Origin of the sequence: Streptomyces sp. NPDC002176 (assembly GCF_044903645.1) — a bacterium.
Taxonomy (GTDB): Bacteria; Actinomycetota; Actinomycetes; order Streptomycetales; family Streptomycetaceae; genus Streptomyces.
Genome location: NZ_JBJDQW010000003.1, coordinates 310,786 through 325,626, shown reverse-complemented (window position 1 = coordinate 325,626; position 14,841 = coordinate 310,786). Strand labels below are relative to the sequence as shown.

General features: G+C 73.9%; 12 protein-coding genes. 6 read left to right on the top strand and 6 right to left on the bottom strand.

Annotation, left to right across the window (positions count from 1 at the left end):
- Positions 1-55: 55 nt before the first annotated feature.
- On the bottom strand, positions 56-2,140 hold the full coding sequence (locus ACI2LY_RS15255) for a YhgE/Pip family protein (protein WP_404707555.1): 2,085 nt from the start codon (positions 2,138-2,140) through the stop codon (positions 56-58).
- Complete coding sequence (locus tag ACI2LY_RS15250) at positions 2,112-2,885, bottom strand: ATP-binding cassette domain-containing protein (RefSeq protein WP_404707554.1); 774 nt, start codon at positions 2,883-2,885, stop codon at positions 2,112-2,114. The genes ACI2LY_RS15255 and ACI2LY_RS15250 overlap by 29 nt, the downstream gene beginning before the upstream one ends.
- A 227-nt stretch (positions 2,886-3,112) precedes the next feature.
- On the opposite strand from ACI2LY_RS15250, the gene ACI2LY_RS15245 reads away from it, so the two are divergent.
- From ACI2LY_RS15245 to ACI2LY_RS15235, 3 genes are all read left to right on the top strand, one after another.
- Positions 3,113-3,586, top strand: coding sequence for an SAV_6107 family HEPN domain-containing protein (locus ACI2LY_RS15245; protein WP_404707553.1), 474 nt, complete (start codon positions 3,113-3,115; stop codon positions 3,584-3,586).
- A 213-nt stretch (positions 3,587-3,799) separates the two neighbouring features.
- Positions 3,800-4,597 (top strand): class I SAM-dependent methyltransferase, encoded by a 798-nt coding sequence (locus tag ACI2LY_RS15240; RefSeq protein WP_404707552.1) that lies wholly within the window; start codon positions 3,800-3,802, stop codon positions 4,595-4,597.
- A gap of 276 nt (positions 4,598-4,873) precedes the next feature.
- Positions 4,874-5,260: a DUF3040 domain-containing protein gene (locus ACI2LY_RS15235; protein WP_161147224.1), complete on the top strand. Its 387-nt coding sequence runs from the start codon at positions 4,874-4,876 to the stop codon at positions 5,258-5,260.
- Positions 5,261-5,343: 83 nt separating this feature from the next.
- Here the strand turns inward: ACI2LY_RS15235 and ACI2LY_RS15230 are convergent, their stop codons facing one another.
- The 4 genes from ACI2LY_RS15230 to ACI2LY_RS15215 all read right to left on the bottom strand — a co-directional run bounded on the left by ACI2LY_RS15230 (position 5,344) and on the right by ACI2LY_RS15215 (position 10,888).
- A complete protein-coding gene (locus tag ACI2LY_RS15230; RefSeq protein WP_404707551.1) occupies positions 5,344-7,701 on the bottom strand; it encodes a DUF3488 and DUF4129 domain-containing transglutaminase family protein in 2,358 nt (785 codons plus the stop codon).
- Complete coding sequence (locus tag ACI2LY_RS15225) at positions 7,698-9,011, bottom strand: DUF58 domain-containing protein (RefSeq protein WP_404707550.1); 1,314 nt, start codon at positions 9,009-9,011, stop codon at positions 7,698-7,700. Before ACI2LY_RS15225 ends, ACI2LY_RS15230 begins: the two co-directional genes overlap by 4 nt.
- Entirely contained in the window at positions 9,011-10,090 is a 1,080-nt protein-coding gene (locus ACI2LY_RS15220; RefSeq protein WP_404707549.1) for an AAA family ATPase, read from the bottom strand. The genes ACI2LY_RS15225 and ACI2LY_RS15220 overlap by 1 nt, the downstream gene beginning before the upstream one ends.
- 225 nt (positions 10,091-10,315) lie before the next feature.
- The gene (locus ACI2LY_RS15215) at positions 10,316-10,888 is read right to left on the bottom strand and encodes a beta-class carbonic anhydrase (RefSeq protein WP_404707548.1); all 573 of its coding nucleotides are present in this window, start codon (positions 10,886-10,888) and stop codon (positions 10,316-10,318) included.
- Positions 10,889-11,306: 418 nt separating this feature from the next.
- Here ACI2LY_RS15215 and rsmH point away from each other — a divergent pair, with 418 nt between their 5' ends.
- From rsmH to ACI2LY_RS15200, 3 genes are read left to right on the top strand one after another with little or no spacing between them, the layout of a single operon-like run.
- Positions 11,307-12,263, top strand: a complete 957-nt coding sequence (rsmH, locus tag ACI2LY_RS15210; RefSeq protein ID WP_404707547.1) for a 16S rRNA (cytosine(1402)-N(4))-methyltransferase RsmH — start codon at positions 11,307-11,309, stop codon at positions 12,261-12,263.
- Between the two features lie 43 nt (positions 12,264-12,306).
- A complete protein-coding gene (locus ACI2LY_RS15205; protein WP_404707546.1) occupies positions 12,307-12,861 on the top strand; it encodes a septum formation initiator family protein in 555 nt (184 codons plus the stop codon).
- A gap of 5 nt (positions 12,862-12,866) precedes the next feature.
- Positions 12,867-14,816, top strand: coding sequence for a peptidoglycan D,D-transpeptidase FtsI family protein (locus ACI2LY_RS15200; protein ID WP_404707545.1), 1,950 nt, complete (start codon positions 12,867-12,869; stop codon positions 14,814-14,816).
- The last annotated feature ends 25 nt before the right edge of the window (positions 14,817-14,841 follow it).

Sequence of the window (14,841 nt, the reverse complement as noted above, 5' to 3'; positions counted from 1 at the left end):
GCACCGATTCTCACAGGTGCGCCGGGTCGCCGGGCCGCCTCCGCCGCGCCCGCGCTCACAGGCTCAGCTCCGGGTGCAGCCGCTGCAGCGTCCACACCTGGCGGCGCCGGGCCGTGAGCGCGGTCAGCGCGAGGGCGCCCGCGGTGAACGCCGTCAGCACCAGGCACGCCTGCCACACGGGGCCGAGCCCGCCGCCGGTGATCAGCCTGCGCAGCGCCGACACCACGTAACTCATCGGCAGATACGGGTGGATGGCGTTGAAGAAGCCCGGACTGGTCTGTACCGGGTAGGTGCCGCCCGCCGAGGTCAGCTGGAGCATCAGCAGCGCCAGCACGAGGATGCGGCCGGCCGCGCCGAAACGGGCGTTGAGCCACTGCACGATCGCCGTGAAGCAGGCCGTGACCAGGAACAGGAACCCGGTCGTCCCGGCCGCCCTAGCCATCTCCAGGCCGATGCCGAAGTGCAGTACGGACAGCAGCGCCGCCGTCTGGAGCACGCCCACCGCCAGCACCGGCAGCCATCCGGCCAGCGCGATCCGCCAGGACGGGGCACCGGCCGCCAGGGCACGCCGGTTCAGCGGCGGGATCAGCATGTACGCGACCATCGCGCCGACCCACAGCGACAGCGGGATGAAGTACGGGGCGAACCCGGTGCCGTAGTTCGGTGCCTGGTGCAGGTCGGCGGAGGAGAGCCGGACCGGGTCGGCCATGACGCCGGTGCGCTGGTCGCGGGCGCGCTCGTCGTAGTCGGGGATCTTCCCGGCGCCCGTGTGCAGGCCGTCCGCCAGCCGCTCGGAGCCGTCCACCAGCTTGTACAGGCCGCTGTCCAGGGTCTGGGCGCCCGACGCGGCGGTGCCGATGCCCTGGTGCAGGGTGTCCGCGCCGGACCGGGCGGTGCCGAGGCCGGTGTGCAGCTTCTTCGCTCCGGCGGCGACGGCGTTCGCGCCCGCGTTCAGCTTGTCGATCCTGGCCACCGCGTCGGCGACGTCCTGGTGCAGGTGCGGGGCGCGTTCGGCGAGGGCGTCGGCCTGTTGGCGCAGGGTGGTGAGGTTCTTCCGCATGGTCGTCAGGTCACCGCCCTGGGCGGCGACGACCTTGTTCAGGTCGTCGGCCACGTCGGCCACGTCGTCCGCCGCCCGCTGGGCCTTCGCCAGGTCCGGGCAGGCCGGGTCGGGCACGGGCGGGGTCTCGCAGCGGGCCTTGTGCACCTGGTCCAGTACGGCTGCGGAGGCGTGCGCGGTCTTCGCGGCGCCGGGGGCGAGCCGGACCAGGGTGTCGAGGTTGTCCTGCACCGTGCGGGCCGAGTCGGAGACCAGGCGGGCGGTGGCGCCGATCGTCCGCCCGTTCTTCTGGAGGAACGGGCCCGCCTTCGCGTACGCCCCGTCGACCTTGGCGGCCAGGGTCTGCGTGCCCGCCGCGACCTGGCGGGAGCCGTCCTCCAGGTCACCGGCGCCGCTGTCCAGCCTGGTCAGGCCCTTGGCGAGCCTGCCGCTGCCGCTGTTCGCCTCCTTCAGCCCGTCCGCGAGCTTCCGGGCGCCCTTCTCCGCCCTGCCCAGGCCGTTCTTCAGCTTGTCGGCGCCCTCGGCGGCGGTCTCGGTCTTGTCGTGCAGCGTGGAGAAGTCGATGAAGATCCGGTCCAGGAAGGTCCGGGAGGTCTTGGTGGACGCGGCCGAGCGGACCTCGGCGAACACGGTCCGGGAGATCTGGCCGACGATGTAGTTGTTCGCGTCGTTGGTGCGCACCTGGAGCGCGCCGGTCTCCGGGGAGTCACCGGAACTGGACGCCACACGGCGGCTGAAGTCGGCCGGGAGGGTCAGGGAGAGGTAGTAGGTGCCGTCCTCCGTACCCCGCCGGGCCTCGGCCGCGTCGACCTCGTGCCACTCGAAGGTCCGCCGCTCGCGCAGGCCCTTGACGATGTCGGCACCGGCGCGGATCTTCTTCCCGCCCGCCGTAGCGCCCTGGTCCTCGTTGACGAGGGCCACGGGGACGCGGTCCAGGCGGCCGTACGGGTCCCAGAACGACCACAGGTACAGGGCGCCGTAGAGCAGGGGCAGCACCAGCAGCGCGACCAGCGCGGCGCGGGGCAGTCGGCCCCGGCCGAACCGGCGCAGCTCAAGCGCGGCCAGCCTCGGTGAGCGCATCGGGGGCCTCCTCTCGGGGGGCGTCCTGGGTGGGCTGTTCCTGGGTGGGCCCGGCTTCGGCGGGCTCCGTGGAGACGGTGACGCAGTCGTCGGGGGCGGTGCGGCACACGGCCAGGACGGTCGTCCCGGTGCGGGTCAGCGAGCGCAACAGGTCCCACACCTCGGTGCGTTCGGCCGCCGAGAGCTTCAGCTCCACGTCGTCCACCGCCAGCAGCCGGGGCCTGCCGATCAGCGCCAGCGCCACGGACAGCCGCAGCGCCTCCAGCCGCTCCAGGTCCCGTACGGCCGTGCGCGAGCCCTTCGGCAGCTCGTCCAGGTCGAGCCCGGCGGCGGCCAGCGCCGCGTCCGCGCGCAGCCGGGCCTCGTGCGTGCGCTGCGGGCGCGGATGCAGCGCCTCGCGCAGCGAGTCGCCGAACCGGCGCTGCAGCAGCGCCCGTTCGCGCAGATGCTCGCCCACGGTGAGCGCGGGCTCCAGGTCGGTCACCCCGGCGACGTTGGCCACCGCGCTGATCCGGCGCACCGCCCCCATGCGCCGGGGGAGCGGGAGACCGCCGACGGCCGCCTGGCCGCCGGTCGGCTTCATCCGCCCGGTGAGCGCGAGCAGCAGGCACGTACGGCCGGAGCCGGACGGTCCCTCGACGGCGATCAGCGAACCCGGCTCGGCCTCGAAGGCGATGTCCCGGAAGGCCCACCCCCGTGGCCCCTTGAGTCCGAACCCCCCGGCCGTGACGTCCACGCCGTGCACAAGCCCCCGCCTCTCCCCGGAACCACTTTTGAACTGACTGGTCAGTTCAAAAGTATGCCCGAACAGGCGTGCGTGACCAAGCCCGGATGCCCCACAGGTGTTCCCCGAAGCCCCCGAATCCGGCCGCAGTTGGGGTGAAACAGCAGGTCGGAACGGATTGTCAGTGGCATACCGCACGATGTGGGCATACGGCATCCGTGCCGTCACCGGACGACAGGAGGCTCGTCATGACCAGCACGTCAGCGGCTGCCGCCGCGAGCGACGTCCACCCCGTGCTCCGCCGGTCCACGGCACCGCCCGCCGCCGTCGCCCTGCTCGCCCAGGCCCACACCACGCTGGACGAGGCCACCGCCATGGAGACCGCGAACGAGCGGTACGCCCTGGCCCACCTCGCCGCCCTCCGCGCGGCCGCCGCCGTCCTCGCCGTCCGGGGGCGGCCCGAGGCCACCGCGCGTCGCCGGGCCCGCATCCGCCCCGCCTGGGAGGTGCTGCCCGAGCTGGCGCCCGAGCTGACCGAGTGGAGCGCCCTGTTCGCCTCCGGCGCCGACCGCCGCGCCCGCGCCCAGGCCGGTATCCGGGGCGCGGTGGGCGCCCGCGACGCCGACGACCTGATACGCGACGTGGGCATGTTCCTGCGCCTGGTCGAGCGGCTGCTCGCCCTCCGGCCGGTGGCGCCCCGGCCGCGTGCGGAGACCCCGTGACCCGCGCTGACCGGCGGCGGACCGGCGCGTTCCCGTCCGCTGGGCGAGACGCCGGGCGCCGCGACCGGCGGGGGTGACCGGGCGCGGCGGGCGAGGCCATAGGGTGGGAACGCCTTACGTCTCCACCCGCCGCGCACCTCTCGCGACCGGCCGGGGGAGGCCCCCATCGCGCCGCCGGGCAACGGGCGGTGCCGTGCCGAGGAGTCAACAGCCGTGCCGGACCCGACGCGCCCCCGCGCCTCTCTCCGTACCGCCGTGGTGTGGGACGTCCTCCAGGACGCCCTGGACCGCCGCGTCAAGGCCACGGGGCGGGACTCGCTGGACGTGCTCGACACCGGCGGCGGCAGCGGCAACTTCGCCGTGCCCGTCGCCCGGCTCGGCCACCGCGTCACCGTCGTCGACCCCAGCCCCAACGCCCTCTTCGCCCTCGAGCGCCGGGCCGCCGAGGCGGGCGTCGCCGACCGGGTCCGGGGTGTCCAGGGCGACGCCCACGGCCTCTTCGACGTGGTCGAGCGCGGCGGCTTCGACGCGGTCCTGTGCCACGGGGTGCTGGAGTACGTGGACGACCCCGCCGAGGGCGTCGGCAACGCGGTGGCCGCGCTGCGCCCCGACGGCGTGCTCAGCCTGCTCGCCGCGGCCCTCGGCGGCGCCGTGCTGGCCCGCGCCCTCGCCGGGCACTTCACCGAGGCCCGGCAGGCCCTGGCCGACCCGGACGGCCGGTGGGGCGAGGGCGACCCGGTCCCGCACCGCTTCACCCCCGAACAGCTCACCGCGCTGGTCGAGAGTGCGGGCCTGCGCGTCGCGGCCGTGCACGGCGTCCGCGTCTTCGCCGACCTGGTGCCCGGCGTCCTGGTGGACACCGAGCCCGGCGCGCTGGACGCGCTGCTGCGGCTGGAGGCCGCCGTGGCGGAGCTGCCCGCCTTCCACGCCGTGGCCACCCAGGTCCATGTGCTCGGCGAGACCCGCGTGACCGAAGGGCCCGGCGGGCCCGTCGAGGGCACCGGAGACTGAACCCGCCCCGTGGGACACGCCGCTGATCAGGGGCGCGACGGCAGATGGAGTACGCCACAAGCCCCCCGATCGAGGGGTTTGCGCCGTATGATCGAGGTACACCGACCGGCATGACGGGTCGGCCGCCGGGGAATGACAGCCTCAGCGAGCCGGGACACCCTGACGGACCGGTTGGCCAGATGGCGCAGAGGGGCGGGTTTCACGGGGGCGATTCCCTGCCTATCCTGAAAGGACCCCCCAGAGTCGCCCCGGCGACTGCACGATGAGGAGGACTCCGTGCCGCTCTCGGAGCACGAGCAGCGCATGCTCGAGCAGATGGAGCGAGCGCTGTACGCCGAAGATCCCAAGTTCGCGTCGGCGCTTGAGGGAAACGGGCTGCGGACGTACACCCGGCGCCGGGTCTACCAGGCGGTCGCGGGCTTCCTCGTCGGTATCGCGCTCCTCATGGCCGGTATGGTCGCCCAGCTGATCTGGATCAGCGTCGTGGGTTTCCTCGTGATGCTCGGCTGTGCCGTGCTCGCCGTCACCGGCTGGCGCAAGGCCCCCAAGCCGGGCGAACATCCCAAGGGCCACACCAGGCGCCGCCCCGTCCGGCGGAAACGTACCGTCATGGAACGCATCGAGGACCGCTGGCAGCGCCGCCGGGACGAACAGGGCCACTGAACCCGCCCCCGGACTCCCCAGCTTTCGTACGAGGGGGTGACCACCGATTCCGGTGGTCACCCCCTCGGCCGTGTCCGGCTCCGTCAAGCTTCCCCGCGCACCGGCCGCAGTGCCGCCGCCCGGACCCGGAGGGCGGCCCAGCGGTCCTGGGCCGACCACAGCACCCGCCGGGCCGAGCGCGGCGCGAACAGGGCCCGCAGCCGGGCGCCCCGGCCCACCGGGGCCGCGAGCCCCGCGATCACCCGGCGCACGTCCTTGGCGAGGTCCGGCGCCGATCCCGGCTCCGGGGCGTACAGCACCTGCTCCAGGGCGGCCGCCACCCGGTGCACCGCGGCCCCGGCCTCCCCGTCCAGCTGTCCCAGCCGCACGATCCGGGCCGCCGAGCCGCGCGGGGTCAGTGAGTCGTCCGGTATCACCCCGAAGTCCCAGGCGCTGTCGGTCAGCTCCCGCCAGGCAGCCAGCGTCCGCCCGGCCGGGTCGGGGGAGTGCCCGTCCAGCCGACGCGCCCGCACCCGCGTCCGCCACAGCAGAGGCGCCAGCGGAAGCACCAGCAGCGCCAGCGCGCCCAGCACGACCAGCGCGGCCCACAGCCCACCCGACGGACCCCCGCCGCCGCCCGGCGCCGCCACGGCCGCCGACGGATCGGCACACGCGCCCGACCGGTCCTCGGCCGCACAGCTCTCACCCCGCGTCGCCGCCGCCGAAGGCTCCCTGGACGCCCCGCGCGAGGGCAGCTCCCGGTCCGGACGCGCGCTGCTCGGCCTGTCCGACTGGGTGTACGCCGGGGTCGTGCCCCGCGTCGGCGTCGGCTCGAACCGGGTCCAGCCCACGCCCTCGAAGTACAGCTCCGGCCAGGCGTGCGCGTCCTTCAGGCTCACCGACACCGAACCGTCGCCCTGCGGCGTGCCCGGCGCGAAGCCGACCGCCACCCGGGCCGGAATCCCCAGCGTGCGGGCCATCGCCGCCATGGCGAAGGAGAAGTGGACGCAGAACCCCTCCTTCTTCTTGAGGAAGTTGGCGATCGCGTTCGCACCCCGGCCCACCTGCACCTCGGTGTCGTACCGGAAGCCGCCCTCCACCGAGAACCAGTCCTGGAGCCGCACCGCCTCCTCGTAGTGGTTACGGGCGCCGGAGGTGACCTCCTCGGCGGTCCGCGCCACCACGTCCGGCAGCCGGGCCGGTACCCGGGTGTACTCCCGCTCCAGCGCGGCCGGCGGCTTCGGGGCGTCGGCCAGCTGCCGCGCGGTCGGCCGCAGATCCAGGCTGGTCACCTGGTACGTCTTGCCCCGCGTGGTCTGGCCGTGATCACCCACCAGCGTCATCCCGACCGGCTCGTACCGCCAGTTGCCGTCGATCTTGACCCCGCTCGGCGGATACGGCATCGGCAGCCAGTCCTGCGCGTACCAGTCCGCGGCCGTGATCACCGTGCGCAGCGTGGACCGCCGCACGTCGTCGCTCAGGCCCGCCGGGGCCGGGAAGATCCCCGGCACCTCCGCGATGTGCCGCTGGGACGGCTTCCAGTCGGTGCCGTCGAAGTCGTCCAGGGACACTATCCGCACATACATGTCCGGCACCTCGCCGGAGCTGGGCCGCAGGGAGAGCACCTGGCGGTCGTCCTGCACGTTCAGGCTGTCCCGCAGCGAGACCAGCGGGTTCACGGCCGAGATCGTGCCGCCCCGGCCGTTGCCCGCGCCGACGCCCGACCCCGCCTCGCCCAGCAGGCCGCCGTGCAGCGTCGGCAGGGCCAGCGGCACCACCAGCGCCACCCCCAGGGCCAGCGCGCCGATCCGGCGGCCGGTGCGCGCCGGAGCCGTCACCCCGGGCGCCGGGGCACTCGCGCGCGGGCCGCCGCCGAACACCCGGCCCCACTGCGCGAGCCGCTCCCGGCCCTCCGCGAGCAGCAGCATCAGATAACCGGCCGCCGCCACCAGGAACCACAGCCAGTCCGCGCCCCCGTCCGACAGCCCCGCCGCCACCGAGTACAGCGCCAGCAGCGGCAGCCCCGCCGGAGCCGCCCGCCGGAAGGTCACCGCGAGGGTGTCCACCAGCAGATGCACCAGCAGCACCCCGCCGACCAGCAGCAGCCTGATGCCGTCCGTGACCGGCGCCGGGATCGCGTAGTGGTTCACATCGTCCGCGCCCTGCCCGAACAGCGCCCCGAACCGCAGGAACGCGTCCGGCCCCGGCAGCAGCCCGCCCAGCGCCGCGCCCCGCGCGAAGACCAGCGTCAGCAGCATCAGGGTCACCAGCAGCTGCGCGGGCAGCGTCAGCGACCGGGCCAGCGGAATCCGCCGGGCCGCGATGCCCACCCCCGCCTGCACGGCCACCAGCAGCGCCGACAGCAGCAGCCAGCTGGGCCCGTCGACCAGCGGCAACAGGGCGCAGGACGCCATCAGTGTGGCCGCCGCCGCGCTCAGCGCCAGTCGTGCCCGCCCGCTCATGCCCGTGCCTTCCCGCTCAGCGCGGCCGGACCCGGCCGCTCCCGGTCCGCCTGCCGCCACAGCTCCTCCAGCGACGCCCCGCCCGGCACCCCCAGCGCCGTCCAGCCCGCCTCGCGCAGCACCCGCAGCCGCTGGGGAAGCGGATCGTTCGGCTCCCGCACCGCCGTCGGCTCGCGCGTCCAGCCGTCCGGGTCCAGCACGAAGGCGACCGCGCCGCCGCGACGGCGCATCCGCGCCACCGAGGCCGCCTGCCCGGCGTCGAGATCACCGAGGAAGGCGACCAGCAGCCCGTCGTGCCCGTCGCGCAGCACGTCGTACGCGCCCGCCAGGTCGGTGCCGTCGGAGTGGTCGATCACCGCGAGGGTGTCCATCATCAGCGCGGCCGCCGCCGCCCGCTCATGGCCCGAACCGCCCTCGCCGGACACCGTCACCCCGAAGTCCGTCAGCAGCCGCACCGAGAACCCCCGCTCCAGCAGATGCGCCACCACCGAGGCCGCCCCCGACACCGCCCACTCGAAGGCCGAGCCGGGGCCCGCGCCCTCGTAGGCCACCCCACGGGTGTCCAGCAGCACCGTGCAGCGCGAGCGTTGGGGCTGCTCCTCGCGGCGCACCATCAGCTCGCCGTGCCTGGCGGTGGAGCGCCAGTGCACCCGGCGCAGGTCGTCGCCGTGCCGGTAGCCGCGCGGGATGAGGTCGTCCTCCCCGGCCAGCGCCAGCGAACGCTGCCGCCCGTCCCCGTGCCCCAGCGCCTCCCCGCCGAAGCGGACCGGCGGGAGCGGCTCCACGCGGGGCAGCACCGTCAGCGTGTCGTACGCCGAGAACGACCGGGTCAGCTCGCACATCCCGAACGGGTCGCTCAGCCGCACCTGGAGCGGCCCGAGCCGATAGCGGCCGCGCAGGTCGGAGCGCACCCGGTAGGACACCTCGCGGTGACCGCCCGGCTCGATCCGGTCCAGCACGAAACGCGGCCGGGGCCCGAGCACGTACGGCACCCGGTCCTGGAGCATCAGCAGCCCGGTGGGCAGCCGGGAGACGTTGTCCACCCGGAGCCGCACCCGGGCCTCGCCGGTCGCCGGTACCCGCGCGGGAGCCAGGCTCCGCTCGGCGGTCACCCGGTGCCGGGTGCGGTGCAGGACGAGCGCGCAGATCAGCGGCAGCACCGTCAGCAGCAGGCCCACCCGGAGCAGATCGTCCTGGCCCAGCACATAGGCGCAGATCGCGGCCGCGATCCCGGCGGCCAGGAAGGAGCGCCCGCGGGTGGTCAGCCCCGACAGCGTCGCGCGCACCCCGCCCCGCCCCCCGTCGGACATCACATACCCCTGGTGGGCCGCGGCCGCCGCGGGGGATACGCCGCCGAGACGTCCAGGCCGTCGAAGCCGCTCTGTCTTCCGGTGGTGGGCACGGGGGTGTGCTGGATGATCTCCCGCACCACGTCCTCGGCCGTCCGGCCGTTCAGCTGCGCCTCAGAGGTGGGCAGCAGACGGTGGGCCAGGACGGCGGGGGCGAGCGTCTGGAGGTCGTCCGGCAGCGCGTACTCCCGGCCCTCCAGGGCGGCGGACGCCTTCGCCGCGCGCAGCAGATGCAGCGTCGCGCGCGGGGAGGCGCCGAGTCTGACATCGGGGTGGACGCGGGTGGCGGCGACCAGCTCCACCGCGTACCGCCGCACCGCCTCCGAGACGTGCACCGCGCGCACCGTCTCGATCAGCTTCACGATCTCGTGGGCGTGCGCCACCGGCTCCAGGTCCTGGAGCGGGGAGGCCCCGCCGTGCACGTCCAGCATCCGCAGCTCGGCCTCGACACTGGGATAGCCGACGGAGACACGGGCCATGAAACGGTCGCGCTGGGCCTCGGGCAGCGGATACGTGCCCTCCATCTCGACCGGGTTCTGCGTCGCCACCACCATGAAGGGGCTGGGCAGTTCATAGCTGTGGCCGTCGATGGTGACCTGCCGCTCCTCCATGGACTCCAGCAGCGCCGACTGGGTCTTGGGCGAGGCGCGGTTGATCTCGTCGCCGATCACGATCTGCGCGAAGATCGCACCCGGCTTGAACTCGAAGTCACCCTCCCGCTGGTCCCAGATGGACACCCCGGTGATGTCCGAGGGCAGCAGGTCGGGCGTGAACTGGATGCGCCGCACCGAGCAGTCGATGGACCGTGCCAGCGCCTTGGCCAGCATGGTCTTGCCCACGCCCGGGACGTCCTCGATCAGCAGATGCCCCTCGGCGAGCAGCACGGTCAGCGCGAGCCGCACGACCTCGGGCTTGCCCTCGATCACTTCCTCCACCGAAGCGCGGACACGCTCCGCGGTGGCGGTCAGATCCCGCCCCGCCCCCGACTCCGTTCGAGCGGGGACGCCCCCCTGGCTCGCCCGATCGTCATAGGTCGTCACCCGGCCCTCCTCGGCCCTCATCACCCAGGGCCTGTACACGCGAGCGCGACCGGCCCACCCCGGAACTGCGACGCCGCGCGGACCAGGCCGCGCGCCGTCACACCCGCATTCTTGCCGCCGTTACGGATTCGTGTCACCGCCTGTGGACAACTGCCCCCGGGATGCCGGGCTTGCGGCCCTTTCGCCCCCCCGTCCACAGGGCTGGACAGGGGGCGAGCCAGGGTGTCAGGCCGACGCGGCGGAACCGTCCCCGGCCGGGTCGATCTCGCGCAGCAGACCGGTCCGCACATCGAAGACGAAGCCGCGCACGTCATCGGTGTGCAGCAGGAACGGCGAGGTCCGCACCCGCTGCATCGACTGCCGTACGTCCTGGTCCACGTCCCGGAACGCCTCCACCGCCCACGCCGGGCGCTGGCCGACCTCCATCTCCAGCTCGTGCCGGAACTCCTCGGTGAGGGACTCGAGGCCGCATCCGGTGTGGTGGATCAGGACCACGCTGCGGGTGCCGAGCGCGCGCTGACTGATGGTCAGCGAACGGATCACGTCATCGGTGACCACGCCGCCCGCGTTGCGGATGGTGTGACAGTCGCCCAGCTCCAGGCCGAGCGCGGCGTGCAGGTCGAGGCGGGCGTCCATGCACGCGACCACGGCCACCTGAAGCACCGGACGCGCGTCCATGCCCGGGTCGGTGAACTCGCTCGCATACGTCTCGTTGGCGTCGACCAGGCGGTCCGTCACACTGCCGCCACCCGTCATGGCGCCGTCGGACCCGGTGGGAACTGCTGCGGAAGTCGTCATGGACCCGACGTTACTGGTCACCGGTGTGCGCGGCCTGCTGTGGACGGCCACAAAGAACGACATCGTGGCTTGTTGTGAGCTAACCCACACGGAGCGCCAACCTCCGCCGGACGGGTGAATCCCGGCGAATCGAGTGGCCGCCCGTGAAGCCGTACGCGACGCGCAGGCCGGTTGATTGACCGCGACACAGGGTGGACTAAAGTGACGCGAAGCGGGAGGCGCGGCTCTTCCCGCTGGTGAAACCCCCGGAGATCCCGGCATCCGCCCGGACCGTCTCCCCGCGTGCGCGGCGCGTACGTGCGGCTCGGCCTCCTCCCGCTCCCGGCCGGCCGACGCTTCCGGCGCCGGCGGGCCTCCCCTTCACGGAGCGGGCGGGGACCCGGCGGTGCGTACCGCCCGCCGGAACTGAGAGGCCCCCTTGACCGAGAGTCGACACGTCCCGGTGATGCTCCAGCGGTGCCTGGACCTGCTGGCGCCCGCCCTGGAGCGGCCGGGAGCGGTGGTCGTCGACTGCACCCTCGGCCTCGGCGGCCACAGCGAGGCGCTGCTGGCCCGCTTCCCCGAGGCCCGGCTGATCGGCCTCGACCGGGACAAGGAAGCCCTCCGCCTCTCCGGCGAACGCCTCGCCCCCTACGGCGACCGCGCCACCCTCGTGCACGCCGTCTACGACGAACTCCCCGAGGTCCTCGACCGCCTGGGCATCCCGTCCGTCCAGGGCGTCCTGTTCGACCTCGGCGTCTCCTCCATGCAGCTGGACGAGGCCGACCGCGGCTTCGCCTACGCGCAGGACGCCCCGCTCGACATGCGCATGGACCAGACGACCGGCATCAGCGCCGCCGAGGTCCTCAACACCTACCCGGCCGGTGAACTGGTCCGCATCCTGCGCGCGTACGGCGAGGAGAAGCAGGCCAAGCGGATCGTCTCGGCGGTCGTCCGCGAGCGCGAGAGGGAGCCGTTCACCAACAGCGCCCGCCTGGTCGAGCTGATCCGGGACGCCCTCCCGCAGGCCGCCAAGCGCACCGGCGGCAACCCGGCCAAGCGCACCTTCCAGGCCCTGCGCATCGAGGTCAACGGCGAACTCTCCGTACTGGAGCGGGCCGTACCGGCCGCCGTGAAGGCCCTCGCGGTCGGCGGCCGCATCGCGGTGCTGTCGTACCAGTCGCTGGAAGACCGGCTGGTCAAGCAGGTGTTCGCGGCCGGTGCCGCCAACACCGCCCCGCCCGGACTGCCCGTGGTGCCCGAGCGCTACCAGCCCCGGCTCAAGCTCCTCACCCGTGGTGCCGAACTTCCCACCGAGGAGGAGATCGCCGAGAACCGCCGGGCCGCCCCGGCCAGGTTCCGGGGTGTCGAGCGCATCAGGGAGGACGCCGAGTGAACGAACGGGACCGGCCGGGCACGCGCACCCGCCGGGAGGGACAGTGAGCAGCAAGCCCGCACCTCGGGGGAGGGCGGCCCGGCTCGCCCGGCTCATCCCCGCGGGCCGCGCCCGCGCGGCCCGCACCCCCTTCGTCCTCCTCGTCGTCCTGCTCCTCGGCGGCGGACTCCTTGGTCTGCTGGTGCTCAACTCCGCGCTCAGCGAAGGGTCGTTCGAGCTGGACGACATACAGCGCCGGACCAAGAGCCTCACCGACGAGGAACAGGCCCTCCAGCGGGACATCGACGCCTACTCCGCGCCCGACGCCCTCCAGCGCCGCGCCCGCGAACTCGGCATGGTCCCCGGCGGCGACCCCGCCTTCCTCGGCCCCGACGGCAGCGTCAAGGGCGTCCCCAGCGCCGCCCCGCGCTCCGCCGTGCTCACCGGCCCCCGCGCCCCCGAGGCGCTGACCGCCGCCCCGAGCCCCGCCCCGGCGACGCCGAGCGGCACACCCACCGGCGCCCCGGCGAGCCCCGCAGCCGCGACTCCGGCCGTCACGACTCCCGCGCCGGGCGGCGCCCTCCGCTCCGCCCCCACCACCCCGACCCCCGGCAGGTGACGGAAGTGTCCGACAGGGAAGCGCCGCGCCGCCGTGTGCCCGGACCCGCGAGGCCGCCCCGTCCCCGAGGCGCGGCCCCCCGCCGCCCCGGCCCCGGAGCCCGCCCCGCCCGCCGCCCCTCCGCCAGGCGCCCCCCGGCCAAGCCCGCGCTGCGGCTCGGCAGCCCCCGGCCCCGGCTGCGCCTGGTCGGCCTCGCCCTCGCCCTGGTGCTGACCGCGTTCACCGTGCGCCTGCTCCAGGTGCAGGCGGTGGACGCCAGCACCTACAGCGCCAAGGCCGAGCAGAACCGCTATGTGGCGCACACCCTGACCGCCGAGCGCGGCGGCATCACCGACCGCAACGGCGTCGCCCTCGCCGTCAGCGAGGACGCCTACGACATCACCGCCGACCCCATGATGTTCGGCAGCGAACAGCTCAAGATCTCCGACGGGCCCGAGCAGGCCGCCGCGCTGCTCGCGCCGATCCTCGGCCAGGACCAGGAAGCGCTCGTCAAGAAGCTCCGCCCGGCCAACAAGCAGTCCCGCTACGCCCGGCTCGCCTCCCGGCAGACCCCGCAGGTCTGGAAGCAGATCAAGGACCTCAAGGCCGCCTTCGTCAAGAAGGGCACCGCCAACGTGCTCGCCGGGGTCTTCGCCGACCCCAGCAGTCAGCGGGTGTACCCCAACAAGGAGCTGGCCGCCGGGATACTGGGCTGGGTCAACAGCGAGGGCCGGGGCGGCGGCGGCATCGAGCAGCAGCTGAACAAGCAGCTCTCCGGCAAGGACGGCAAGATCCGCTACGCCCAGTCCGGCGGCCGCGAGGTGCCCACCGCGGGCTCCACCGAGACACCCGCCGTGCCCGGCAGCGACGTCGAGCTGACCATCGACCGCGACATCCAGTGGGCCGCGCAGAACGCCATCTCCGACCAGGTGAGGAAGTCCAAGGCGGACCGGGGCTACGTCATCGTCCAGGACACCGCCACCGGCCAGATCCTAGCCATGGCCAACTCGCCCGGCTTCGACCCCAACGACCTGTCCAAGGCCGACTCCGCCGCCATGGGCAACCCCGCCCTCCAGGACGCCTACGAACCCGGCTCCACCGCCAAGGTGATGTCCATGGCGGCCGTGCTGGAGGAGAACGCGGCCACCCCGCTCACCCATGTCGTCGTACCCAACCGGCTGCACCGGGGCGACCGGCTCTTCCAGGACGACGTCGACCACGCCACCTGGTACCTCACCCTCAACGGCGTGCTCGCCAAGTCCAGCAACATCGGCACCATCCTCGCCACCGGCCAGCTCGGCAAGACCCAGCGGGCGGCCAACGACACCCTCTACTCCTACCTGCACCAGTTCGGCATCGGCCGCTACACCGGGCTCCGCTTCCCCGGCGAGACACCGGGCATCCTCGCGCCGTCCGCCAAGTGGTCCACCTCGCAGCAGTACACGATCCCTTTCGGCCAGGGCTTCTCCATCAACGCCATGCAGGCCGCCTCCGTCTACTCCACGATCGCCAACGGCGGCGTCCGCGTCGCGCCCACCCTGGTACGCGGCACCAAGGGCGCCGACGGGCGCTTCACCCCCGCGCCGGGCCCCGCGAAGACCCGTGTGGTCAGCGCGAAGACCGCGAAGACCGTCGCCCAGATGCTGGAGTCCGTCGTCGACGACGAGCAGGGCACCGGCATCAAGGCCCGCATCCCCGGCTACCGGGTCGCGGGCAAGACCGGCACCGCCAACCGCGTCGATCCGGCCACCGGGAGGTACCACGGCTACACCTCGTCCTTCGCCGGATTCGCCCCCGCCGACAAGCCCCGCGTCACCGTCTACTGCGCCATCCAGAACGCCACCTCCGGCAGCTACTTCGGCGGCCAGATCTGCGGTCCGGTCTACAAGCAGGTGATGGAGTTCGCGCTGAAGACCCTGCAGGTCCCGCCGACCGGAGCGAAGGCCGCCGCCCTGCCCGTCTCGTACAAGCCCTGAACCGCCCCCACCGGCACCAGGCAAC